The organism is Paraconexibacter sp. AEG42_29 (genome assembly GCF_040581415.1).
Taxonomy (GTDB): Bacteria; Actinomycetota; Thermoleophilia; order Solirubrobacterales; family Solirubrobacteraceae; genus Paraconexibacter.
Genome location: NZ_CP114014.1, coordinates 4,784,830 through 4,808,223, shown reverse-complemented (window position 1 = coordinate 4,808,223; position 23,394 = coordinate 4,784,830). Strand labels below are relative to the sequence as shown.

Here is a 23,394-nt window from a genome sequence, read left to right as displayed (position 1 = left end):
TGCCGGACGTCGTGTGCGGCTAGGATGCCCGGACAGAGTGTCCGGAAATGATGAGGAGGCAGCAATGGGTGAGCTGGACGGCAAGGTCGCGATCGTCACTGGAGCCGGTCGCGGAATCGGCGAGCAGGTCGCACGCAAACTGGCGGACGCGGGTGCGCACGTCGTCGTGTCCGATCGCGACGGGGCCGAGGCCGAGGCCGTCGTCGGTGCACTCGCCACGCCCGGGGCGGCGCACGTGGGGGACCTGACCGGCGCGGGGGTCTGCGACGACCTCGTGGCCACGGCGGTCGACACGTTCGGCCGGCTCGACATCGTCGTGAACAACGCCGGCTACGCCTGGGACGGCCCGCTGCACAAGGTCACGGACGAGCAGTACCAGGCGATGCTCGACATCCACACGGTCGTCCCGTTCCGCGTGCTGCGCGCGGCGGCCCCGCATCTGCGTGAGCCGGCCAAGGCGGAGAAGAAGGCCGGCGAGGAGGTCTTCCGCAAGGTCGTGAACGTCACCTCGCTGGCGGGAGTGATGGGGAACGCCGGGCAGGTGGCCTACGCGTCCGGCAAGGGCGCGATCGTCGGCCTGACCCGGGCGACCGCGAAGGAGTGGGGCGGCTTCAAGGTCAACGTGAACTGCGTGGCGTTCGGCGTCATCGAGACGCGGCTGACGGCGCCGGTCGGGACGGTCGGCGAGGTCGAGGCCGGGTCCTCCGGCGAGAAGATCACGCTCGGCGTCCCGGAGGTCGTGCGGCAGGGCTTCGGGATGGCGATCCCGCTCGGGCGCGCTGCGTCCGCCGAGGAGGCCGCGCGCGGCGTCTACTTCCTCTGCTCACCGGGCAGCGACTACGTCCACGGCCAGGTGCTGAACGTCAGCGGCGGGCTCTCGCTGGGGATGGCGTCCTGATGGCGGCCGCGCGCGATGCGGTCATCGTCGAGGCCGTCCGCACCCCGGTGGGGCGGCGGGCAGGCGGGCTCTCGACGGTGCACCCGGTCGACCTCGGCGCGCATCTGCTGCGCGCGCTCGCCGAGCGGACCGGCATCGACCCGGCCCAGGTCGAGGACGTCATCTGGGGCGTCGGCGCGCAGGTCGGGGACCAGTCGTTCAACGTCGCCCGCAGCGCGGTCCTCGCCGCCGGCTGGCCGGAGTCGATCCCCGGCGTCTCGATCGACCGCCAGTGCGGCTCCTCGCAGCAGGCCGTCCACTTCGCGGCGGCAGGCCTGGTGGCGGGGCACTACGACGTCGCCGTCGCCGGCGGAATGGAGTCGATGTCGCGGGTGCCGATGGGCGCCTCCGCCGAGGGCGGCGAGCCGTACGGCCCCGCCCTGCTCGCCCGCTACGACGGCGTCGCACCGAACCAGGGCGTCGGTGCCGAGCTGATCGCCGAGCGCTGGGGCCTCTCCCGCACGGAGCTCGACGAGTTCGCGCTGTCCTCCCACGCCCGGGCGGCCGACGCCATCGACGCCGGCCGGTTCACCGCGCAGATCGCGCCGGTGACCAGCGGCGACGGGACGGTGGTCGACACCGACGAGGGCGTGCGTCGCGGCGGGACGATCGAGGGGCTCGCGAAGATCCGCTCGGCGTTCAAGGAGGGCGGGACGGTCACCGCCGGCAACGCCTCCCAGATCAGCGACGGCGGCGGCGCGCTGCTGATGACGACGAGCGCGAAGGCGGCGGAGCTCGGCCTGACCCCGATCGCGCGGGTACACAGCGTCGCGGTGGTCGCCGAGGACCCGGTCATCATGCTCACGGCCCCGATCCCGGCGACCGCGAAGGTGCTTCAGCGGGCGGGCCTGAGCATCGGGGACATCGACGTCTTCGAGGTCAACGAGGCGTTCGCGTCGGTGGCTCTCGCGTGGCTGAAGGAGACCGGGGTGGACCGGGCGAAGCTGAACCCGAACGGCGGCGCGATCGCGCTCGGGCACCCGATCGGCGGCTCCGGCGCGCGGATCATGACGACGCTGATCCACCAGCTCCGCGACGCCGGCGGCCGCTACGGCCTGCAGACGATGTGCGAGGGCGGCGGCATGGCGAACGCCACGATCATCGAAGCCCTCTGACGGACGTGGCGCGGGGCGTCCCGGCCTGACCGGGACGCCCCGCGCACGGTGTGGGCTACGCGGTGGCTTCAGTGGGCCAGCGGCTCGGTGTGCACGATCACCTGCGCGAGCCCGGTGACCTCGCGGCGGATCGCCGCCTCCAGACTGCCGGCCGCGTCGTGCGCGGCGGCCAGTCCGAGGTCGGGGTCGACCACCGCGGTGAGCAGGACCACCAGGCCCGACTGCGTCTCCAGCACGCTCAGATCCCGGGCGGTCCGCCCCGACATCCGCAGCACGAGCGCCGCCACGGCGCGATGGCAGTCGTGCGCGCCGTCGCTGTCCCGCGCCGTGCGGGTCGCAGGCTCGATCGGCTCCAGGTGGGTCCGCGCCTCGCGGATCCCCGGCAGCCGGCGTAGGCCGGACTCGATCTCGTCGGCGGTGCGGTGCGCGTCGATCAGCGGGAGCGCCGGGTCGAACTTCACGTGCAGGGTCACGATCGCCCCGTCGCTGCGCTCGAAGACGTTGACGTCATGCACCTCGCGCACGTCGCGCGCCGCGAGCGCGACGCCGAGGATCTGCTCGCGCAACGAGAGGTCGTGCCCGCCCGGCTCGATGTGGACGACGACGTCGCTGAACGGCAGGGCGGCGTGGACCGCCTCTTCGATCGCGTCCGCGGTCTGGTGGCTCTCGAGGACGGGCTGCGCCGGCGGGACCCCCACCACGACGTCGGCGAAGTAGCGCCCGCCGGACTCGCGCACGCGCAGGCGCTGCACGTCCGCACCCGGGGCAGATGCGGCGACGGCCCGGAGCGCGCGCTCGTAGGCCTCCTGCGGTGTGGTGTCCATCAGCACGCGGGCGTTGACGTAGATCAGCCGGAACGCCGCCGCGAAGATGACCCCGGCGACGAAGAGCGCGGCGATCGCGTCCCCGGCGTCGAGGCCGGCCGCCACGAGGACGAGACCGCCCAGCACCGCGATCGAGCCGGCGAGGTCCGCGCCGAAGTGCATCGCGTTCGACTGCAGCGCGGCCGACGAGTACTTGCGCGCCGTCCGCAGCGACACCGCGATGCGGCTCACGTCGATGCAGATCGCGACGCCGATCACCGCGAACACGTACCAGCGGGCGTCCAGGTGGCTCGAGCCCTCGGCGAGCTGGCCGAGCGCGGCGATCGTGATGAAGATGCCGCCGCCCAGCAGGATGGCGGCCTCCCCGAGCGCGGCGAGGTTCTCCGCCCGGCGGTGGCCGAAGGGATGGTCGTCGTCGGCCGGCCGCCCGCCGAGCCGCACGGCGAGGAACGTCAGCAGTGCGGCGAAGACGTCCCCGCTGGACTCGATCCCGGCCGAGATCAGGCCGAGCGAGCCGGTGGCGATGCCGGTGCCGAGCTTCAGCACGACCAGCACGATCGCCGCGCCGATCGACACCAGGGCGGTCCGCTGCTGTCCTCTTCCCGCCTCGGGCAGCGCCGTGCTCACCGCTGGATGGTAGGACGCGGGCGGCCCGCGCCGATGTGGCATCCCTCATCCGGTCCACGGCCGTGCCTCAGTTCCCTCCACCGGTGAGACCCGGTTTTCGTCACCCGGTCCGATGCTCACCGGGTCTCGGCGTCCTAAGGGGCTACGGGGAGCGGCCGGGACGCGATGCCGGCCGCCTCGTCGAGCGGGACGCCGAGCGCGCGCAGCGCGACCTCGGCGTACTTGTCCTGCGCCCCCGGCCCGACCCGGTCGTCGACGATGCCGCGCATGAGCGCGAGCGCCCCGCCGACGATGCCGGTCACGACGACGTCCACGTCGTCATCCCGGAAGCGGCCGGACGCGATCCCGGCCTCGACCGCGCCGCGAGCAGCTGGGTGGACCGCCACGGCGAACAACGAGTCGGCGTGGTTGAGGTAGACGACGAGCCGCGCGAACGTCGGGTCCTCGTAGGCGAGGTGGACGAAGCGGCGGATGGCGGAGCTGACGAGCTCGGCCGGGTCCTGGTCGGCGGTCGCGGGATGGGCCACGGCCTCGGCCAGCTCGCGGAGGGACTCCTCGACGACGGCGTCGACGATGTCCTCCTTCGAGTCGAAGTAGTTGTAGAAGGACCCGAGCGCCACGTCCGCGCGGTCGGTGATCTCGCTGATCCGCAGTCCGGCGACGCCCTTCTCGGTGATCAGCTCGCGCGTCGCCCCGGTCAGCTTCGCCCGCGTCCGCTCGCGGCGGCGGTCGGTTCGGGTGGGGGCGCCCTGGTTCTGCGTGTCGGCCACGGCGACCATGCTGGCACACCCAAAGACGAACGGATAGCCAAAGTTGAAAGTTCTTTCACTATCTGGTTATGCTCACCCCACGATGGCCATGAACACGCACCCGCCGGAGACCGACCTCGTCCTGCCGCAGCCGGCTGACGGCGAGCAGTGGGACCCGCACACGATCCACACGCACTACTTCGGGTTCTCGATCCCGGAGGCGCAGATCGGGGCGTTCCTCTACGTCCGCTACCAGCCGTTCTTCCCGCTCAGCCAGGGCGGGGTCTGCGTCTTCCAGGGGACCGACAACGTCGAGATCCAGGACATGGCGTTCGTCGACTACGAGATGACGATGCCGTGGCCGGAGGTGGACACCAGCACGAACACCATCACCACCGCCAACGGCCTGCGGATCGAGTTCCTCGAGCTCGGACGGGTCGCGCGGATCACCTACGCGTCCGGTGACGGCGCGTGCGAGATCGACGTGACGCAGACCGCGGTCACCCCGCTGCTCGCCCGTGGCCACGTGATGCCCGGCGAGGAGCAGCACCACGACCCCGCCAAGGACACCGGCGGCAGCGAGCAGTTCATGCACTGCGTCGGGACGCTCAAGTTGCGCGGCGAGGAGTACGCGATCGACTGCCACGCGCCGCGCGACCGCTCGTGGCGCCAGGTCCGCGTCGAGAAGCACGGCGCGGTCCCCGTCCCGCCGGTCGGCTGGTCGCCGATGTACTTCGGCGAGGACCTCATCTTCAACCAGATCAGCTTCGAGCCGCTGGACACCGACCCCGCCTGGAAGGGCCTCTTCGAGGTGGGCGACCGGCCGTCGCACCACTACGCGTGGGTCGTCGTCGACGGCGAGACGCGGGAGATCGTCCGTGTCCGCCGCAACGTCCTCGAGTACCACCCGGACATCTACCTGCCCATGCGGCAGGAGGTCGAGGCCGAGGACGACACCGGCCGGATCTACCGCTTCACCGGCGAGGCGGTCGCCGCGGCGTCGCTGCCGGCGTGGCCGAACACGTCGTTCCACGACAGCGTCTACCGCTGGGAGGACGAGCAGGGGCGTGTCGCCCATGCGACCTACCAGGAGTTGTGGTTCGACACCTACCAGCAGGCCATGAAGCATCGCGCGCGGGCAACCGCGGGCGCCTGACCCGAGAGACCAGAGGAGAGAGACCATGGCGTTGTCCAACAAGGACCCGCAGGACATCAAGGACGACCTCGAGGCCTGGCTGCGGCGGCAGCTGCCCGAGGCGACCGACGTCGGCATCGACAACCTCGAGGTCCCGCAGGCCAGCGGCATGTCGAACCTCACGATCCTGTTCGACGCGTCGTGGACGACGTCGTCCGGAGAGGCCACGTCCGAGCAGCTCGTCGCCCGCGTCGCGCCGGAGGGGCCGGCGGTCTTCATGGACTACGACCTCGTCAAGGAGTTCCGCGTGATGCAGGCGCTGGCGGAGCGCACGAGCGTCCCGGTCCCGCGCGCCCGCTGGGTCGAGGAGGACCCGTCCGTCCTCGGCGCGCAGTTCCTGGTGATGGAGCGTGCCTTCGGCGACATCCCGAGCGACGACCCGCCGTTCACCGCTGCCGGCTGGGTCCTCGAGCTGGACGCGGCCCAGCAGCGCGCCCTCTGCGAGAACTCGCTGGGTGTCCTGGCGGACATCCACCGGGCGGACTGGCAGGCGCTCGGCCTGGACTTCCTCGTCCCGGCGGACGGCGTGCATCCGTTCGACGCCGACGTCGACCTCTGGCAGCGCATCTTCGACTGGGGCCGCGCCGGGGATGCGAACCCGGCCGTCGAGGCTGGCTTCCGCTGGATCGCCGAGCACCGCCCGTCGACCTTCAGCGACACCGTCCTGAACTGGGGCGATGCGCGCGTGGGCAACATGATGTTCGCGCCGGACCTGCGCGTGACCGCGGTCCTCGACTGGGAGATGGTCTGCCTCGGGCCGCCCGAGGTCGAGCTCGGCTGGTGGCTGTTCCTGCTGCGGCACCACACCGAGGGGATCGGCGCTCCGCTGCCGCCCGGCTTCCTGACGCGCGAGGAGGCGATCGCCACGTACGAGCGCTTCAGCGGCCGTCCCGCGCTCGACGTCGACTTCTACGAGACGTGGGCCGCGGTGCGGCTCTCGGCGCTCATGCACCGCGCGGGCAACCTGATGATCGAGCTCGGGATGCTGCCCCCGGACGCGCCGATGAAGCTCAACAACCCCGCGAGTCAGCTGCTGGCCAAGCTGATCGGCGTCGAGTCGCCGACCGGTGACGCGCAGAGCTTCATCGGGAACCGCTGACCCGTGGGCGCGACGACGATCCAGCACGGCGCCGGGTCCGAGCTGCGTCAGGCGCCCGAGCCGGACGAGTGGTGGCAGGACAGCGCGTTCCTCACGTGGTACTCGCCGGCCGCCGGCATCGGCGGTCTGACGCGGATCGGCCATGAGCCGAACCACCGCGACGGCCTGGTGGCGCTGTGGTCCGGCGTCGTCGCGAAGGACGGGCGCCGCTTCCGCCGCAACGTCGCGACGCCGCTGACCGACGCCGACCGCCGCGACGACGGCTTCGGCGCCTTCGACGGACGCCACTGCCTGACCCACGCCGGCGACCGGCTGCGGTACCGCGTCGAGGACGACGGCTGCCGCATCGACCTGGAGGTCGAGGACTTCTACCCGCGGACGGACTTCTTCCCGAAGAACGCCGGCTCGCTGGTCGACGACTTCGCGTCCTCGCACTTCGAGACGTCCGGGCGCGTCACCGGCACCGTCGAGCTCGACGGGCAGCGCTACGAGATCGAGGACGGCCTCTGCCACCGCGACCGCAGCTGGGGGATCCGCAAGTGGGACACGCTGCTGAACCACCGCTGGATGCCGGGGACGTTCGGCCCCGAGCTGTCGTTCGGGTGCATCTCCTGGCACGCGGTCGACGGGTCGCTCGGGCAGTTCGGCTACGTGGTCCGCGACGGCGAGGTGATCCACGCGGACGCGATCGACATCACCGTCACGATGGAGGCCGACGGCGTCTCCTACCGCGCGGGCCACGCGACCTGGACGTTCCCGGACGGGCAGACGTTCGCGGTCGAGGCACGGCCGATCCACGGCACGCTCTCCGAGCACCACGGCGTCAGCTGCATCGACGCGATCTGCGAGGTCGAGCGCGACGGCCGCGTCGGGTTCTGCGACCTCGAGGTGACGTCGAACCCGCGGGCCGGGACGGGACCCGTGACGGTGGCGCTCCTGGCCAACACGACGGAGGGCTTCAGCCACCGCTGACCGCCGACGGCGCTCAGCCCGCCTGCGTCAGCTGCAGGTACCGCGCGGCCGCCTCGACTCTGTTGCCCGCCTGCAGCTTGCGGCGGATCCGGACGACGCAGTCCTTCACGGTCTCGGGGGACAGCATCAGGTCGGCGGCGATCTCCCGGTTGGATCGACCTTCGACCAGGAACGCCGCGATCTGGATCTCGCGGTCGGTCAGGATCTCGCGGACGCTGCCGCGAGCCGGCATCGACGCCAGGTCGGCACGCGGGAACGCGGCCCGGTCGCGGCGCTCGGTGGGAATCGTCAGGGGCGCGTGGAGGACCTCGGTCATCAGCGCCTGCGCCGACGAGGTCAGGTTGCGCAGCTCCATCGAGACCTCGGACATGCGTGCGTGCAGGATCAGGTGCTCGAGCGTGATGCCGACCGTCGAGGCGACGCTCGTGACCATCGCGCGGTCGAGCGCGTCGATCGGCCGGCCGGGGCGGTCGACGACCAGCAGCGCCAGCGCCTGCGACTCCGGCGCGACGGCGCCGTACGCCGGGTGTTCGAGGCCGAGCGCCTCGGCCAGCAGGCTGGTCGGGGTGGCCGCCCCGGGGCGCCGCCGGCGCCGTGCGACGCCGCGCACGACGTCGCTCTCCACCGTTCCCGCGACGAGCGCGACCGGGTTCGCCTGGGCCCGCCGCCGCAGCCGGTCGCTCGCCGGATCGGCGAGCGCGTGGGTCCCGGCCGCGGTCAGGCGGCCGGCGGACACCGTCAGCACGAGCGCACGGGTGAACCCGCACTCGCTGCGCGTCAGCTCGGCAGCCTCCGCGAGCATCGCGGCGACGCCGGTGCACGCCCGCAGGCGACGGTGGATGACCGGCAGCCGCTCGAGCCGCTCGACGTGCTCGAGCACGCGGTCGTCGTCGGCCAGCGAGCGGTGCTCGCCGCGTCCGTCGGGGTCGGTCATGGTCATCGCGGAACCTCCTGAGGGAGCCGGGGCGGGACGAACGTACCGCACTTGCACCCGTTGGCTCGGACAGCGTGTGCAAACCTGCCGTTGGGGGTGCCGTCACCCCCGTACGGGGGCTGGTCCGGGGGTGCGCTTCGCGGCTAGCGTCGCTGCCGTGGGAGTCAAGGCTCAGCCGCCCGTCCGGGCGGCCAAGGCGGTTGGACCGCCCCCCGCTCCGGTGTGGCGGCTCACCGACGCGACCCTCTATGAGCGGCTGCAGTCGGCGGGCGACATGGGTGCGCTCGCCGTCAAGACCGCGCGCCTGGCCGTCAAGCCGCCGTACCGGTGGTACCGCGATGCGGTCGTCGAGGTGTCGAGCGCGTTCCAGCGCTGCGTCCTGCCGCTCGTGGTCTCACACGGCGTGTACCTGATCGGCTACGGGATCATCCTGTTCGGCGCGATCCTCGCCACGCTCGGCGTCGTCGAGCGCGAGTCCGGCGCGATCTTCCTCATCTGGTCGCGGGAGATCGCGACCTGGATCACGGGCATGGTCTTCGCGGGCATCGTCGGCAGCGCGATCACCGCCGACCTCGGCGCGCGCAAGATCCGCGAGGAGCTCGACGCGCTGGACGTGCTCGGCGTGAAGAAGGTGGACACGCTCGTCGTCCCCCGGATCGTCGCCACGACCGTCGCGATGCCGCTGCTCGTGATCTTCAGCCTTGCGGTCGTCGTCCTCATCAACTTCCTGCTCGCACCGACGACCCTGGGCTTCTCCAACGGGGTCTGGGCGCATTCGCTGAAGGCGAACATCATCCCGCTGGACCTCATCTTCCCGACGCTGGTCAAGAACACGATCCTCGGGTTCTTCGTCGGCGTCGTCGCCTGCCACAAGGGCCTGACGTGCAAGGCCGGCGCCGAGGGCGTGGGCCGGGCGGTCAACCAGACCGTCGTCATCACGTTCTTCGGGATCTGGCTCTTCAACAGCGTCTTCAACCTCGGTTACCTGACGCTGTTCCCCGAGACCGGGCAGTTCCGCGGCTGATGGCGGTCCAGGACGCACGGGACACGACCCCGGTCCTGCCGCCGCGACCCCGGAAGCTGGGTCGGGTCGCCGGCGCTCTGCACGGCACCGGTGAGTGGGCCGAGTTCCTCGGGCGCTCGCTCGTCGGCACGGCCGGGACCGGGCGCTACTTCTCCGAGGCGCTGCGCCAGGCCGCGGGCATGGTCCGCGGGACGCTGCTGCTGATGCTGGTGATGAACATCTTCCAGGGGATGTCGATCGGCAACTTCGGCTTCTTCCTGCTCCGCGCGCTCGGCGCCGGCGACTTCATGGGGCTCGTCAGCGGGCTGATCGGGCCGCGGCAGACCGCGACCACGATGTTCGGCTACGTCTTCTGCTCGAAGATCTGCTGCGGCATCACCGCCGAGATCGGTGCGATGAAGATCCAGCAGGAGATCGACGCGCTGGAGTCCACCGGCGTCGACACGATGCGCTACATCGTCGGCACGCGCATGGTCGCGGTGATCATCTTCGTCCCGATCGCCTGCGCCATCGCGCTGATCGGCCAGATCATCGGCGTCTACATCATCGTCGTCACGGTCGTCCACGGCCTGTCCGGCGACACGCTGCTGAACCTCAACTGGGCCGTGCAGACGCTGAACGACCAGCTCTACGTGCTCATCACCATCACGGTGATGGCGATCACGACGGCCGCCACCGCGATGTTCTTCGGGCTGCGCACCACGGGTGGCCCGGCGGCGGTCGGCAGCTCTGTGGCCAAGGGCATCCTCGTCAACGTCGTGATCCTGCACGTCGTCGCCGCGTTCTTCGCGATCCTCTTCTACGGCGGCAACACCAAGCTCCCGATCGGCGGCTGACCGGTGCGCGGCCTCCTCACCTCGGTGCTCGTCGCGGTGGCCGCCGTCGTCCTGCTGCTCGTCGTCAGCGGCGACGACGACGGGCGCCATGACCTGCACGTCACCGTCGGCGACGCGGCCAACACCGTCGTCGGCCAGCGCATCCGCGCCGGTGGGGTGACCGTGGGGGAGATCAGCTCCATCGATCCCGTCGAGCGCGGGCGCAAGGTCCGGCTCGGGCTGCGGCTCGACGACAGCGTCTGGCCGCTGCCCACCGGGACGCGGATGCAGCTGCGCTGGGCGGGGACGGCGAACTACGACGACCGCTACATCGACCTGAAGCTCGGCCGTCGCGGCGCGCCACCGATCGCCGACGGGGCCGCGCTGCCGACCGCCGACTTCACGACTCCGGTCGAGCTCGACACCTTCCTGCAGACCTTCACGCCGCGGGTGCGCACCGACCTGCGCGGGATGATCGACAACGCCGGCGCCACGCTCAAGCAGGCCCGCCCGGGCCTGACGCGGGCGCTCGGCGTCACCCCCGCGGCGCTGGACGAGGCGAGCCACGTCATGGTCGACCTCACCGCCGACCAGCGCGCCCTCGACACGCTGCTGCGCCAGGCCGACACCGTCGTGAACGCCGTCCAGACCGCCGACCCCGGTCTGCGCACGCTGCTCACCGGCGCCGCCCGGACCTTCGACGCGGTGGCCGCGCGGCAGGGCGAGCTCAAGGCGACGCTCGATGCCGCACCCGGGACGTTCGCGCACGCCAGGACGACGCTCGCCAAGGCCGACGGCACGCTCGACGCAGCGGCTGCGCTGACCGATCGCCTGGCCCCCGGCGCAACCGAGCTGCAGCGCATCGCCAGCCCGCTGAACCACGTCCTCGGCACCGTGGTGAAGGTCGGCCCCGACGCGCGCAGCACCCTCGCGACCGCGCGCCGCGCGGTCCCGGACCTGAACCCGCTGCTCACCAAGGCCACCGCTCAGCTGCCGCAGCTCGGCGACATCGGGAAGCAGGCCTCCACGGAGCTGACGTGCCTGCGCCCCTACTCGCCGGAGATCGCGTCGTTCTTCACCAATTGGGGCGATTTCCTGTCGGACACGGACGGCCGCGACAAGTTCATCCGCGCGAACGTCATCGTCCCGCTGCCGGCGTCCTTCAACGCGCTGCCCTACAACTCCGGCACCGCAAAGCAGCTGTTCCCCGGTATGGAGTTCGGGTTCCCCCGCCCGCCCGGCGGTGTCGCCGGCCAGCCGTGGTACCAGCCCGACTGCGGCGTGACCGCCGACCAGGTCAACCCGTTCCTGGACTCGGAGACCCGGAAATGATCTCCGTCCGCACCGCCCGGATCGTCCCGTGGGTCGTCGGCGCCGTGGCCGCGCTGGCACTCCTGCTCGTGGTGCGTGGCGGCGACGACGGCAAGACCCATCTGAAGCTCCGCCTGGACAGCGCCGGCGGCCTGCAGGACGGCTCGCCCGCGTCGATCGGCGGCGTCAAGGTCGGCAAGGTCCAGCTCGAGCTCGGCGAGGGGGACAAGGTCCTGGCCGACATCGTCCTCGACGAGGGCACCGTCGTCCCGCGCGACGCCCGCGTCGCGATCTCCGCGGTGAACTTCCTCGGCCAGAAGCAGATCTCGTTCACGGGCGGCGACGTGTCGACGCCCGCACCCGACGGCTACGAGTTCCCTGCGTCGCGCGTCTCGACGTCCACCGACCTCGACCAGGTCCTGAACACGCTCGACGCCGACACCCGCACGCGGCTGTCGCTCCTCGTCAACGAGGCGGGCGCCTCGGTCCTCGGCCGCAAGTGGGACATCAGCCGGTTCGTCAAGGAGGTGCCGCGCACGCTGGCCGACGCCAACGTCTTCCTCGGCCGCCTCGTCAGCGACAACGACACGCTCGCCGCGCTCATCAGCTCGAGCGACCGCTTCATCGCGCAGACCGCCGCCAAGCAGGACGGCCTGGTGCGCATGGTCGACACCCTCGGGCAGACCGCGAAGACGGTCGAGACCAAGCGCGCCGAGCTCCGTGCCACGCTCGCGAAGGCGCCGGGGACACTCTCCACCCTGCAGCGGTTCCTGGCCGAGCTCGAGCGGACCACGGTCCCGCTGGGCCCCGCCGCCCGCGACATCACGCGCGCGGCACCCGCGCTGCGGCGGACCCTCACCGAGGTCGACGGGTTCCGCCGGGCGGCCGGGCCGACGCTGGACACCGCAACCGACGTCGCGCCCGAGCTGACCGCGCTCGCCGACGGGGCGACCCCGACGCTCCGCCGCGCGGAGCCGACGGTCCGCTCGCTGGCCGGCCTCGCCACGGCGCTGACGCCGGTGTCCGACACGCTCGATCGCAGCGCCGACAACCTCCTCGGGACGATCGAGAACTGGTCGCAGGCGATCCAGCTGCGGGACGGCGTGAGCCACATCTTCCGCGGCGAGGCGACGTTCAGCCCGAACCTGCTGACGAGCGTCCTGGACAGGCTGAACAAGCCGGCCGACGCGGCGGCCACGAAGCCCGCCCGGCGGACGGGTGCGAAGACGGGCGACGGACCGGCGGCGGCGTCCCCCGCGCAGCCGGGGTCGCCCGCACCCGCGGGCGGCGACCGCCCGGCCACGGCGAAGGAGGCCCTGAAGAAGGTCGTCGGCGGCGTGGTCGACCCGGTCACCGACGTCCTGGACGGCCTGCTGCGTCCCAAGGGCTCGGGCCCGTCCACGCCGGCCCCGTCCCCGTCCGGTGACCGCAGGCCCGCCGCCGCGTCCCTGCTCGACTTCCTCCTGGGGCCCTGACGATGGCAACCCGACGTCCCCTTCGCCGCCGCCCGCGCACGAACCAGGTCCCGCCGGTCCAGGTGGTCCTGCGCGGCAGCGTCGTCGTCGGCCTGATCGTCGCGTTCATCGCGCTCGCCGTCTCGCTCTATAGCGGCGTGCCGGGACGCGACTACATGTACGTGCGCTCCTCGGTGCCCGCGGTCGGCAACCTGCTCGAGCACGACCCGGTCCGCGTCGACGGCGTCCGCGTCGGTCAGGTGAGCGCCGTCGGGACCACCACCGGTGGTCGCGCCCGCCTGCGCCTCCAGCTCGAGCCGGGCACGACCCTGCCCGCCGACACCACGCTCGTCGTCCGCGCCAACGGGCTGTTGGGCGGCCGCTTCGTGCAGCTGGTCCCCGGTCGGGCGCAGACGGAGCTGCGCGACGGCGGTGAGGTCCGGCCCGCCCGCGAATCGATCACCTTCGGCGTCCCCGAGACCCTGGACACCTTCGACGCGCGGACCCGCGGCCGGCTGCAGGACGCACTTGAGGGCCTGGGCACCGGCCTCGCGGCCCGCAGCACCGGCGTGAACACCCTGCTGCGCCGGGCCAGCGACGAGATCACGCACGCGCAGGACTTCCTCACCGCGATCACCGACCGGCCCGGGTCGGTGCAGGCGCTGCTCCCGTCGGTGCGTGCCGGAGTGGCACCGCTCGACGCCAACCGGGCCGACCTCACCGCCGGCTTCGCCGTGACGTCCGACGCACTGCAGCCGTTCGTCACCCGGCGTGACGGCGTGCGCGCCCTGCTGGACGCCGCGCCGCCGGCCCTGGCGGCCGCCGACGCCGGGCTCGGGAAGGGCGTGCGCCTGCTGGCCGCCGTCCGCACGCTCGCGACCGCCGCCACCCGGACCCTGCCGCCCGCCCCCGCCGGCCTGCGGCAGACCGCTGCACTCCTGCGTGAGGCGGACACCCCGCTGGAACGCGCGAACGCGCTGCTCCAGGAGGCACGGCCGACCGTCCCGCAGCTGCTGAAGACGGCGAACGCGCTGCGGCCCGTGCTGCCCGGCGTCCGCGCCGCGAGCGACGACCTGACGCCGATGGTCACCACGATCGGCCGCTACGGCTGCGACATCATCAACCTCGGCACGACGTTCCGGTCGATGACCGGATCCGGCGGCACGGGCACCGGCCCCAATGGCCCGCTGAAGAACTTCCGCCTGCAGGCGATCGTCCCCGCGCTCGGCGAGGTGACGCAGGTCTCCGACCAGACCGGCCTGCTCATCAAGGACGGGTACCCCGCACCCTGCAAGTACGGCCCGACCACCTACCCGCACATCCCGAAGCCATGACCGGGTCCTTCTCCGAGCGCATCGGTGGCCGGACGTCCGTGGTCGGTCTGGTCACGATCACCGTGATCCTTGCCGCCGTGCTCCTGAACTTCACCGGGATCGCACGCAACATCGCGACGAGCGGCGGCAAGCGCGACGTCGTCGCCATGTTCGGCTCGTCCAAGCAGCTGCGCAAGGGCAACCCCGTCCGGATCGACGGCGTGAACGTCGGCAAGGTCCGCCGCATCGAGCTCGCGGACGGCGGCCGCGCGGCCAAGGTCACCATGAGCATCGAGCGCTCGGCGGGCGACCTGTACCGCGACGCCACGGCGGCGCTGCACTTCCGGACGGTCCTGGGCGCGGCCTTCGTCGTCGACCTCGAGCGCGGCCACGCGAGCGACGGCCCGCTCACCGGTGCCATCCCGGCGAGCCGCACGTCCAGCCAGGTCGAGCTCGACGACATCACCGGCATCGTCCGGGGGGACGCACGCACCGGCCTGCAGCGCCTGCCCGGCGAGCTGTCCGCCGCCCTCGCCGACCATGCGACCCCCGGCCGTCTCCTGGACCGGGCCGCCGACGCGTCGCCCGACATCGGGCTCGCGCTGAACGCCGCCCGCGGGACCCGGCAGGACGAGGATCTGCAGGAGCTCGTCACCGGTGCGGCGCGGACCGTGGACATCCTCGGCGCGGCGCCCGGGCGCCTCCGGACCGTCGTCGCCGGCGCCGCCGCGACGCTCGACGAGACCGGCCGTGGCGCCGGGGCGATCGACAGCACGCTGCGCCTCGCGCCGGGGGTGCTGCGGCGGACGGACACCACGCTGACCGCCCTCGACACGACGCTCGACCTGGCCGATCCGCTCGTGCGCAAGCTGCGCGACCCGGCCGGCGACGTAGGCCCGACGCTGCGGGCGCTGAACCCGACCGTGCGCAGCGCCGACACCTTGCTCACCCGGGCGACCCCGCTGCTGCGCGACCTGCGGCCCGCCGTGCGCTCGCTGGCGACCACCGCACGTCGCGGCCTGCCGCTCCTCACCGAGGTGCAGCCGTCCCTCGACCGCGTCCAGGACACGATCCTTCCGTACCTGGCGGAGAAGGCGCCGGACACCGGCAAATCGACCACCGTGATGATCGGCGGCACCTTCGCCGGTCTCGGCGCCGGGTCGGCCGGGCAGATGGACGCGAACGGGCACTTCCTCCGCTTCGCCCTGAGCGCCGGCAGCGCGCCGCTCTATCTGCCCTGCCAGACCTACATCAACAACCCGGACAAGGCCAAGCAGATCGAGTGCGAGGCGCTGCAGGACACGCTCTCGCGGCTCTTCTCCTACAACCCGCTCGCGCCCGCCCCGGGCACCGCGGAAGGCGCGCCGCCGCCGGCGCGGAGGAAGCGATGACGGAGCTGCGCAGCACGTCGGGCCGCGACGGCGGTCGGGACGACTGGGACGACGACGACGAGCTCGAGGTCCGTGACCGGCTCAGCCAGCGCGGTGGCCGCCGGCGTCTGGAGCTCGAGGCCCGTCGCGGAGCGCGCCCGCTGGTGACCGTGCTCATCGCTGCCGCCATCGGCCTGTTCGTCGCCGGCTACATCGCCACGCACATCAGCAAGACGCTCTTCTCGAGCACCGAGGAGCTTGCCTTCGTGGTCGACGACGCGACGGGCGTGGTGCAGGGCGTGGACGAGGTGCGCCTGAAGGGCATCGGCATCGGCCGTATCACCGGCATCGAGATCAAGGACCAGCGTGCCGTGATCACCGCCAAGGTGCAGAAGAAGTACGGCGACATCTACCGCGACGCCCGCGTCCAGCTGCGGCCCAACACGGCGCTGCAGGACATGTACCTCGACATCGTCGACCGGGGGACCGAGCGTGCGGGTGTCCTGCGTGGCTCGCGGCCGCTGGCGGCGGGCCGCACCGCCGTCCCGGTCGGCATCGACGAGGTCCTCAACGTCTTTCAGGCCCCGGTCCGCAACCGGCTGAACACGCTGCTCGACGAACTGGGGAACGGACTTCAGGACCGGGGCGCCCGCCTCCGGGCGGCGTTCGCCGAGTTCGTCCCGTTCATCGACAACGTCGGCCGCGTGAGCCGCCAGCTGGCGCGGCGAGCGCCGATGGTCCGCCGGCTCGTGCACAACACCGCGAAGCTGACGACGACGCTCGGCGACCGCCAGCAGGAGCTCGGCACGCTCGTCGACAGCGGCAGCCGGACCCTCGCGACCCTGCGGGACGGCCGTGGCGACCTCGGCGCGACGCTCAGGGCGCTCCCGCCGACCATGCAGTCGCTCGACTCGTCGTTCGCCGCGGTCCGCGGGGTGGTCGGCGACGTCGACGGCGCGGTCCGCGCGCTGGATCCGGTCGCGGACGCACTGCCGTCCTCGCTGACCGCGCTGCGAGCGCTGAACAAGGACGCCGGACCGGCCGTCCGCGCGCTGCAGACGCCGGTCCGGCGCCTGGTCCCCTTCACGGCGACGTTGCGGCCGCTCTCGCGTGAGCTTGCGAGCACCGTCGACGCGCTGCAGCCGCAGATCGACACGGTGAACAAGGTGACGAGCGACCTCGTCGCGTGCCGGAAGGGCGTCATCGGCTTCTTCCAGTGGAACGCGTCGATCAGCAAGCTGGGCGACAGCCGGGCGCCGTTCCCGCGTGGCAACCTCGCCGCCGGCGCGCAGTCGAGCAGCGTCCTGAACGACCCCAGCGAGTTCTTCCCGAGCTCCTGCGCCCCCGGTCGCCCCATCGGCGGACGTCCCGCGAAGCCGAGCGACGGGCGCTGAGCAGACCATGGGCACCAAGATCCCCCACTACCGCCGGCACTCCCTTGCCGCCCTCGCCCTCGTCCTGACGGCAGGCTCGTTCTTCTTCGTCTGCCTCTACCTGGGTGGCGGCCTGCCGACGTTCGGCAAGACGTACTCGGTGAAGGTCGTCCTGCCCACCGTCGCCTCGCTGACCCCGGGCTCGCGGGTCACCATGTCCGGTGCCGAGGTCGGCACGGTGAAGGCGGTCGACCGGGACGGCGTCGGCGCGATCGTCCGGCTCGAGCTGACCGACGACCGGGTCTTCCCGCTGCCCGTGGACTCCACGGTCCGCCTGCGCCAGCACACCCCGGTCGGCGAGAACTACGTGTCGATCGAGCCGGGTCGGTCGGCGACGACGCTCGCCTCCGGGGCGACGGTGCCGATCAAGCAGGCGGGCGAGTTCGTCGACGTCGACCAGGTCCTGTCCACGCTGAGCGGTCCCACGCAGAAGCGCGCACGATCGCTCATCCGGGCGACCGGCGGCGCGCTGGAAGGACGCGGCGAGCAGCTGAACGGCCTCGTCCGCGGCGTGACCGGCACGATCAACCCGTTCGCCGACGTGGTCCATATCGGCTACACCGACCGTCGCCAGGTGAGCCGCCTGGTGCAGCAGCTGGGGCGCGTCACCGCCGCCATCGGCGAGCGTGAGGCGGCCATCGGGACGGTGTCGCGCAAGGGCCTCACCTCCTTGCGGGCGATCGCCGCCAAGGACGAGGCGCTGGAGCGGCTCATCGCCGACCTCCCTGCGACGCTGGGCCAGGTCCGCAAGACGTCGGGGACCGTGGGCCGCGTGACCGACCGCGCCACCCCGGTCGTGCTGTCGCTCGCGACCGCGGTGCGCCAGGTGCGCCCCGCCGTCCGCGCGCTGCGGCCGGCGGCCTCGGAGGGCCGCGGCGTGGTGCGGGAGCTCGGGGCCGCGGCGCCGCCGCTGGAGGGGACGCTGGCACGCGTCCGCGCGTTGTCGGGCCCGGCGACCAAGGCGCTCCCGCAGCTGCGCTCGATGTTCTGCCAGCTGAACCCGATGATCCGCTACCTCAAGCCCTACACGAACGACGTCGTCTCGACGCTCGCCGGCCTGGGGTCCGCGGCCAACAGCTACGACGCGATCGGCCACGTCATCCGGCTCGTGCCCCTCGTGAGCGAGAACGAGCTGGCCGGCCTTCCGAAGTCCGTCTCGGACCCGGTCTTCGAGCTGATGAACAAGGGCATCCTCGGCAAGCTCCGGCCCCTGAGCTTCAACCCGTACCCGGAGCCGAACCAGATCGGGAAGGTCGATCAGATCAAGACGCCCGTGAACGGCCCCGAGGGACTCGCCAAGTCCGGCTGGGTCTACCCCCGTGTGACGGCGGACTGCGGCCGCTGACGACTCGCGATGAATGGTAAATCAAAGTTGAAAACTCTTTCAGTTTTCGGTTAGGGTAAGGGCATGCTCTCGACGTTGCTCGCTGTCGCGCCGATCCCGAAGCATCCGGACTCGACGATGCCCTACACGCCGGAGATCGTCTTCACGATCTTCCTCGGCATCCCGGTGGTCATCGGCCTGTTCTTCGCGGTCCGCCACCTGCTGACGGGCAAGGGGCCGCTGCTGCTCATGTGCCTGTTCGGCGGCGCGATCGCCTGCCTGTGGGAGCCGATCGTCGACACGATGGGCCTCTGCTACATCAAGGAGGACGCGAACATCACGACGTTCTCGTCGATGGGGCGCGACTTCCCGCTGTTCATCAACTTCGTCTACATCTGGTACGTCGGGGGGCTCGCGTACCTGGCGTACCGCATCTTCTCGAACGGCATCACGAAGAAGGCGCTGTTCCTCCTCTACGCCATGGACGCGTGCATCAACATCTTCCTCGAGAGCCCCGGTGTGCTCATGGGGGCCTACGAGTACTACGGACCGCAGCCGCTGAACTTCTGGGGCCTGCCGCTGTGGTGGGTGATGGTCAACCCGCTGATGCCGATGATCATCGGCGCGCTCATCTACCGCCTGAAGCCGTACATGCCGGGCTGGAAGATCGTCGCGATCGTCCCGCTGATCCCGATGTCCGACGGCCTCGCGAACGCCGCGACGGCGTGGCCCGTGTGGACCGCGCTGAACCGCGACGAGTCGCTGTTCGTGACGCACATCGCCACGGCGATCACGCTGGCGCTGGCGCTGTACGTGGTCTGGATCCTGTCGCTGGTGGTCGCCCGCCCCGAGTCCGAAGTCGCGGAGACCACCAAGCTCGGGATCATCAAGGCCGCGGTCTTCGGGGTGCCGGACGAGGCTCGGGTGCCGGCCGTCCCGGAGGTCCCGCGCGAGACGCGGACGCCGGCGCCGGCCTGACGCAGTCGAGGTCTGCGGCGCTTGACGCCGCGGGCCCGGTGGTCCGGGCCTCCCGGCTCGCTCGGAGGCTTTGGGGGATCAGGCCCGCCAGTCTCTCCGCGCAGCCGGCCCAGGCCAGGCGCTCGGAGGATTCGACGGGTATGGCCCGCAGGACCCTCCGGCCCTCATCGGGCGGTGGTGACCCCGATTGCCCGACCGCCGCGGACCGCTCAGGCGTCCATCGTCAGCGGGCCCACCGTGTCGCCCGCCAGGAACTGGCGGACGAACGCGGAGTCCGACTGCAGGATCTGCTCGGACAGCCCGTCCTGCAGCACCTGGCCCTGCCACAGCACGGAGATGTGGTCGGAGATCGACTGCGCCAGGGCGACGTTGTGCGTCACGACGACCATCGTCCCGCCGTACTCCGCGTGCTGGTCGACGAGCAGGTCCCCCAGGAGCGCGGTGCGCACGGGGTCCAGCCCCGAGTCGGGCTCGTCGCAGAGGACGATCCCGGGGTTCAGGACGAGCGCGCGGGCCAGGCCGGCGCGCTTCTTCATCCCGCCCGAGAGCTCGCCCGGCATTCGTGACGCGGCGCCGGCGAGGCCGACGCCGTCCAGGTGCTGCTCGACGACGCGACGGATCTCGCGCTCGTCGAGGTTCGAGTGCTGGCGCAGGGGGAACGCGACGTTGTCGTAGACGTTCATCGCGCTGAAGAGCGCGCCGTCCTGGAACATGACGCCGATCTCACGGCGCAGGCCGAGCAGCTCGGATCGCGACATGCGGCTGAGCGGCGCACCGCGCACCAGGACCTCGCCCGCGTCCGGGGACATCAGGCCGAGGATGTGCTGGAGCAGGACGCTCTTGCCGGTGCCGGACGGACCGAGGATCACCGAGATGACGCCCTCGGGAATGCGCAGGTCGACGCCCTTCAGGACGGACGACGAACCGAAGGCCTTGTGGACGCCGCGCGTCTCGATGGCGAGCAGGTCGGGGTCCAGTGCCGCGCTGTCCGGCGGGCCGCCCGCGGCCGGGACGGCCGCCCCGGCATCTCCGCTGCCGGCCCCGCCGCCGTCCGTGCGGCCGAGCAGCGCGCGCAGGATCGGATCGACCTCGAGGTACTTGCGGACCGGGCCACGGTGCCGGACCTGGCCGCCGACGATCGCGGCGGTCAGGGGCAGTGCGCCCGCGGCGAACGCCTGCGCCTGGGCCGCGGTGAGCTCGATCTCGACCTCTGCCGGCTCGTCGTCCGCCGCCACGACGGGGGGCGACCGGTCGAGCAGCACGGTGACCGCCTCCGTGGGCGTGACGAAGCAGACGCTCGTCATCGCGTGGCGCAGACGGCGGACGGCCCGCAGGCGCTGGGACAGGACCGACTCGAGCGCGCTTCTCAGCGGCGCATCGGCCATTCGCGGATCCATGTCGCCGGACGCGCCCGGGATGGTGCTCACGCTCTCCGGAGGTGGCATGCGGCTCAGCGGGTTCCCACGAGCCGCTTGGCGCGGTCGACGGCGGAGTCGCGTCCGGCGTGCCGGATCATGGTCTTGGCCGCGACCATCCCGGGGATCCCGCTGATCCCGCCCGTCGGGTGCGTGCCGGCGCCGGTGATCCAGAGTCCCGGGACGGGTGTCTCGTAGGCGCCGAAGCCCTGTGCGGGGCGCAGCGGCCCGAAGCGCATCGCCGCCGGTTCCACGTGGTAGACGTTGCCGTCCGGGACGTGGAAGCGCTCCTCGATGTCCGGCGCGGAGAAGACACGCCGCCCGATCTCGAGCGACTCGAGGCCTTCGTAGACCGTCGCGCACTCCTTCAGGACCTTGTCGCCGATCGCGTCACGGACCTCCTCCCAGGGCTGGTCCGGGTTGCGCGGCGTGATGCCGGACCACAGCCAGAACGTGTCCTGACCAGCGGGGGCCTGCGTCGGGTCGATGCGGGAGGGGACGATGCCGATGAACGGGATCGCGCTCGGCCACCGGTGCGCGACGACGTCGTTCCAGGCGTCGACGTGCTCCTCGTAGGTCTGCCACGAGACGATCGGCCGGCACAGGTCGAGTCCGTCCTTGCGCCACTTGTTGTGGCGTGGCATGTCGAGCTTCCCGGACACGGCGACGTCGATCTTCAAGGTCGTCGTCTCCAGCACGTTCGTCGGGATGCGGTCGGCCCGGCGCTGCAGGTGGTCGGGGAGGAGGCCCTTCGGCAGCAGCTGCGAGAGGGTCGCCTTCGGGCTGCACGAGGCCATGACGCGGGACGCGTGCAGCTCCTCGCCGGACTGCAGCCGGACGCCGGTCACCGCGGTGCCGTCGGTCAGCAGCTCGTCGACGGGGGCAGCGGTGCGGACGGTCGTGCCGTTGTCCTTCAGCCACGCGTGCAGGGCGTTCGTCAGCGCGCCCGTCCCGCCTTCGAAGCGTGCGGAGTTCGTCCGGTGGCACATCGCGATGTAGATCAGCGCCCAGCCGGTTCCGTCCTGCGTCATCCAGCAGAACGGCGGCATCGACGCGAGCGCGCCGCGCACGAGAGGATGGTCGAACCGCTCCTCGATGACCTCGGCGTGGGACGTCGTGAGGAAGCTGAGCAGCGGCGCGAGGTCCTTGCGCCGGCGGGCCGCCGTCGGGATCAGCGGCAGGATGTCCTTCAGCGCCGGCCGCGTGGGGTGGCCGAGCATGAACGGGATCGCCAGGTCCATCGCCGCGTCCAGCTGCCGGGCGAAGTCGAGGTAGTTCGACGCGTCGTGACGGGAGAAGTGGCGGATCTCGTCCGCGGTCTTCCGCGCGTCGCGCCAGAACGCCAGCGACGGCCCCTCCGGATCGAGGTGCACGTGGAAGGGGTCGGCGATGAGCTGGCGGAAGCCATAGCGCCCGAGGTCGAAGTCCTCGACGATGCTGGTGGCGCGGAAGAGCGACGCCTGGATGCCACCTTCGTTGATGAGGTGCCCCGGTGCCCCGTCGATCACGGGGTTCGTCGAGATCATGCCGCCGACGGTCGGCGAGGCCTCGACGACGAGCACGTCGAACCCGGCCTTGCGCAGGTACGCGGCGGCCACGAGCCCGTTGTGGCCCGCCCCGACGACGATCACGTCGTGCTGAGCGTGAGTGCTCTTCATGTGCATGCGGTGCTTCCTCCCTTTCGCTCTCCCCGGCGACCGTAACCCAAACTGAAAGAATGTTCAATACTGGCGCAGGGTTCGTACTTGGCGTAGTGTTCGGACGGCATGCGAGCCGACCCGACGAGCGACGCGGTCACTCCCGCCGTCCCCGGGCGCCGCGACCGGCGCCGGGAGCGCACGTTCGGCCTGCTGATCGGCGCGGCGCGCACGCTGATCGCCGACAAGGGGGTCGCCGGGCTGCGGATCGGCGACGTCACCGAGGCCGCGGACGTCGGTCGCGGCTCCTTCTACAACTACTTCGAGTCCAAGGAGCAGCTCGTCGAGGCCGTGCTCCGGGACTCCATCCAGGCGCTGGCGTCGGTCGCCGTGACCGCGGTGACGGCGCAGGCGGACCCGGCGGTGGTCGCCTCCATCGCCGACCGGAGCTTCATCCGCCTCGCGTCGGAGGACGCGGAGTTCGCCCGTCTGCTGGTCAACCTCCACCACGGCGACGACCTCTTCATCGAAGCGACCCTGCCGTACGCGCAGGCGGCCCTTGAGCCCGGCATCACGAGCGGCCGGTTCGCCGTGGCCGACTTCGACGTCCTGCTGCTCATGCTCGCGGGCAGCGCGTTCGCCCTGATCCGCGCGATCCTCAACGGCACCGCCCCCGCCGACGCCGACCAGGCGCACGCCGAGGCCGTCCTGCGGATGCTCGGCGTGCCGGCCGACGAGGCCCGCGTCATCAGCCGGATGCCGCTCGACCCCGGCTGATCGCGGGACGGCAGCGGGGCGGGTGTGGCTGGGCCACACCGCGTGGTCACACGGAGAGGGGGCGACCACGGGACGCCCTCGCCCGGTGCCG

Annotated in this window: 20 protein-coding genes; 15 read left to right on the top strand and 5 right to left on the bottom strand. The window is 71.9% G+C overall.

The annotated features are described in order from the left end of the window. Positions 1-64 precede the first annotated feature (64 nt). Entirely contained in the window at positions 65-898 is an 834-nt protein-coding gene (locus DSM112329_RS23315; protein WP_354698954.1) for an SDR family NAD(P)-dependent oxidoreductase, read from the top strand. Beyond that, on the top strand, positions 898-2,052 hold the full coding sequence (locus tag DSM112329_RS23310) for a thiolase family protein (RefSeq protein ID WP_354698953.1): 1,155 nt from the start codon (positions 898-900) through the stop codon (positions 2,050-2,052). Before DSM112329_RS23315 ends, DSM112329_RS23310 begins: the two co-directional genes overlap by 1 nt. Before the next feature lie 68 nt (positions 2,053-2,120). Here DSM112329_RS23310 and DSM112329_RS23305 read toward each other — a convergent pair whose 3' ends face one another. Further along, complete coding sequence (locus tag DSM112329_RS23305; protein WP_354698952.1) at positions 2,121-3,503, bottom strand: cation diffusion facilitator family transporter; 1,383 nt, start codon at positions 3,501-3,503, stop codon at positions 2,121-2,123. A gap of 134 nt (positions 3,504-3,637) precedes the next feature. Further along, positions 3,638-4,273 (bottom strand): TetR/AcrR family transcriptional regulator, encoded by a 636-nt coding sequence (locus tag DSM112329_RS23300; protein WP_354698951.1) that lies wholly within the window; start codon positions 4,271-4,273, stop codon positions 3,638-3,640. Between the two features lie 82 nt (positions 4,274-4,355). Between DSM112329_RS23300 and DSM112329_RS23295 the strand changes: the two genes are divergently transcribed. The 3 genes from DSM112329_RS23295 to DSM112329_RS23285 are packed head-to-tail and all read left to right on the top strand — an operon-like array spanning position 4,356 to position 7,518. Then, positions 4,356-5,408, top strand: a complete 1,053-nt coding sequence (locus DSM112329_RS23295) for a tyrosine protein kinase (protein ID WP_354698950.1) — start codon at positions 4,356-4,358, stop codon at positions 5,406-5,408. A gap of 25 nt (positions 5,409-5,433) precedes the next feature. Continuing rightward, positions 5,434-6,546 (top strand): phosphotransferase family protein, encoded by a 1,113-nt coding sequence (locus DSM112329_RS23290; protein ID WP_354698949.1) that lies wholly within the window; start codon positions 5,434-5,436, stop codon positions 6,544-6,546. A 3-nt stretch (positions 6,547-6,549) separates the two neighbouring features. After that, a complete protein-coding gene (locus DSM112329_RS23285; RefSeq protein ID WP_354698948.1) occupies positions 6,550-7,518 on the top strand; it encodes a hypothetical protein in 969 nt (322 codons plus the stop codon). Positions 7,519-7,531: 13 nt separating this feature from the next. Here the strand turns inward: DSM112329_RS23285 and DSM112329_RS23280 are convergent, their stop codons facing one another. Continuing rightward, a complete protein-coding gene (locus DSM112329_RS23280; RefSeq protein ID WP_354698947.1) occupies positions 7,532-8,458 on the bottom strand; it encodes a LuxR C-terminal-related transcriptional regulator in 927 nt (308 codons plus the stop codon). Between the two features lie 151 nt (positions 8,459-8,609). On the opposite strand from DSM112329_RS23280, the gene DSM112329_RS23275 reads away from it, so the two are divergent. From DSM112329_RS23275 to DSM112329_RS23235, 9 genes are all read left to right on the top strand, one after another. Next, positions 8,610-9,476 (top strand): ABC transporter permease, encoded by an 867-nt coding sequence (locus DSM112329_RS23275; RefSeq protein WP_354698946.1) that lies wholly within the window; start codon positions 8,610-8,612, stop codon positions 9,474-9,476. Then, a complete protein-coding gene (locus DSM112329_RS23270) occupies positions 9,476-10,312 on the top strand; it encodes an ABC transporter permease (protein ID WP_354698945.1) in 837 nt (278 codons plus the stop codon). Before DSM112329_RS23275 ends, DSM112329_RS23270 begins: the two co-directional genes overlap by 1 nt. A 3-nt stretch (positions 10,313-10,315) precedes the next feature. Next, positions 10,316-11,623 (top strand): MlaD family protein, encoded by a 1,308-nt coding sequence (locus tag DSM112329_RS23265; RefSeq protein WP_354698944.1) that lies wholly within the window; start codon positions 10,316-10,318, stop codon positions 11,621-11,623. Then, a complete protein-coding gene (locus DSM112329_RS23260) occupies positions 11,620-13,077 on the top strand; it encodes an MlaD family protein (RefSeq protein ID WP_354698943.1) in 1,458 nt (485 codons plus the stop codon). Before DSM112329_RS23265 ends, DSM112329_RS23260 begins: the two co-directional genes overlap by 4 nt. 2 nt (positions 13,078-13,079) lie before the next feature. Then, positions 13,080-14,390 (top strand): MlaD family protein, encoded by a 1,311-nt coding sequence (locus DSM112329_RS23255; protein WP_354698942.1) that lies wholly within the window; start codon positions 13,080-13,082, stop codon positions 14,388-14,390. Then, positions 14,387-15,760, top strand: coding sequence for an MlaD family protein (locus DSM112329_RS23250; protein ID WP_354698941.1), 1,374 nt, complete (start codon positions 14,387-14,389; stop codon positions 15,758-15,760). Before DSM112329_RS23255 ends, DSM112329_RS23250 begins: the two co-directional genes overlap by 4 nt. Further along, positions 15,757-17,133: an MlaD family protein gene (locus tag DSM112329_RS23245; protein ID WP_354698940.1), complete on the top strand. Its 1,377-nt coding sequence runs from the start codon at positions 15,757-15,759 to the stop codon at positions 17,131-17,133. Before DSM112329_RS23250 ends, DSM112329_RS23245 begins: the two co-directional genes overlap by 4 nt. 7 nt (positions 17,134-17,140) lie before the next feature. Beyond that, positions 17,141-18,517 (top strand): MlaD family protein, encoded by a 1,377-nt coding sequence (locus DSM112329_RS23240; RefSeq protein WP_354698939.1) that lies wholly within the window; start codon positions 17,141-17,143, stop codon positions 18,515-18,517. Between the two features lie 63 nt (positions 18,518-18,580). Then, entirely contained in the window at positions 18,581-19,474 is an 894-nt protein-coding gene (locus DSM112329_RS23235) for a hypothetical protein (protein WP_354698938.1), read from the top strand. A 209-nt stretch (positions 19,475-19,683) separates the two neighbouring features. Here the strand turns inward: DSM112329_RS23235 and DSM112329_RS23230 are convergent, their stop codons facing one another. Both DSM112329_RS23230 and DSM112329_RS23225 read right to left on the bottom strand, forming a co-directional pair. Continuing rightward, positions 19,684-20,901: an ABC transporter ATP-binding protein gene (locus DSM112329_RS23230; RefSeq protein WP_354698937.1), complete on the bottom strand. Its 1,218-nt coding sequence runs from the start codon at positions 20,899-20,901 to the stop codon at positions 19,684-19,686. A gap of 23 nt (positions 20,902-20,924) precedes the next feature. After that, positions 20,925-22,547: an NAD(P)/FAD-dependent oxidoreductase gene (locus tag DSM112329_RS23225; RefSeq protein WP_354698936.1), complete on the bottom strand. Its 1,623-nt coding sequence runs from the start codon at positions 22,545-22,547 to the stop codon at positions 20,925-20,927. Between the two features lie 108 nt (positions 22,548-22,655). Between DSM112329_RS23225 and DSM112329_RS23220 the strand changes: the two genes are divergently transcribed. After that, positions 22,656-23,303, top strand: coding sequence for a TetR/AcrR family transcriptional regulator (locus tag DSM112329_RS23220; protein WP_354698935.1), 648 nt, complete (start codon positions 22,656-22,658; stop codon positions 23,301-23,303). Positions 23,304-23,394: the final 91 nt, after the last annotated feature.

Coding starts and splice junctions, on each gene's coding strand:
- DSM112329_RS23245 (WP_354698940.1), top strand. CDS start 15,757: ATGACGGAGCTGCGCAGCACGTCGGGCCGCGACGGCGGTCGGGACGAC.
- DSM112329_RS23295 (WP_354698950.1), top strand. CDS start 4,356: ATGGCCATGAACACGCACCCGCCGGAGACCGACCTCGTCCTGCCGCAG.
- DSM112329_RS23280 (WP_354698947.1), bottom strand. CDS start 8,458: ATGACCATGACCGACCCCGACGGACGCGGCGAGCACCGCTCGCTGGCC.
- DSM112329_RS23250 (WP_354698941.1), top strand. CDS start 14,387: ATGACCGGGTCCTTCTCCGAGCGCATCGGTGGCCGGACGTCCGTGGTC.
- DSM112329_RS23310 (WP_354698953.1), top strand. CDS start 898: ATGGCGGCCGCGCGCGATGCGGTCATCGTCGAGGCCGTCCGCACCCCG.
- DSM112329_RS23315 (WP_354698954.1), top strand. CDS start 65: ATGGGTGAGCTGGACGGCAAGGTCGCGATCGTCACTGGAGCCGGTCGC.
- DSM112329_RS23290 (WP_354698949.1), top strand. CDS start 5,434: ATGGCGTTGTCCAACAAGGACCCGCAGGACATCAAGGACGACCTCGAG.
- DSM112329_RS23260 (WP_354698943.1), top strand. CDS start 11,620: ATGATCTCCGTCCGCACCGCCCGGATCGTCCCGTGGGTCGTCGGCGCC.
- DSM112329_RS23240 (WP_354698939.1), top strand. CDS start 17,141: ATGGGCACCAAGATCCCCCACTACCGCCGGCACTCCCTTGCCGCCCTC.
- DSM112329_RS23220 (WP_354698935.1), top strand. CDS start 22,656: ATGCGAGCCGACCCGACGAGCGACGCGGTCACTCCCGCCGTCCCCGGG.
- DSM112329_RS23255 (WP_354698942.1), top strand. CDS start 13,080: ATGGCAACCCGACGTCCCCTTCGCCGCCGCCCGCGCACGAACCAGGTC.
- DSM112329_RS23235 (WP_354698938.1), top strand. CDS start 18,581: ATGCTCTCGACGTTGCTCGCTGTCGCGCCGATCCCGAAGCATCCGGAC.
- DSM112329_RS23225 (WP_354698936.1), bottom strand. CDS start 22,547: ATGAAGAGCACTCACGCTCAGCACGACGTGATCGTCGTCGGGGCGGGC.
- DSM112329_RS23270 (WP_354698945.1), top strand. CDS start 9,476: ATGGCGGTCCAGGACGCACGGGACACGACCCCGGTCCTGCCGCCGCGA.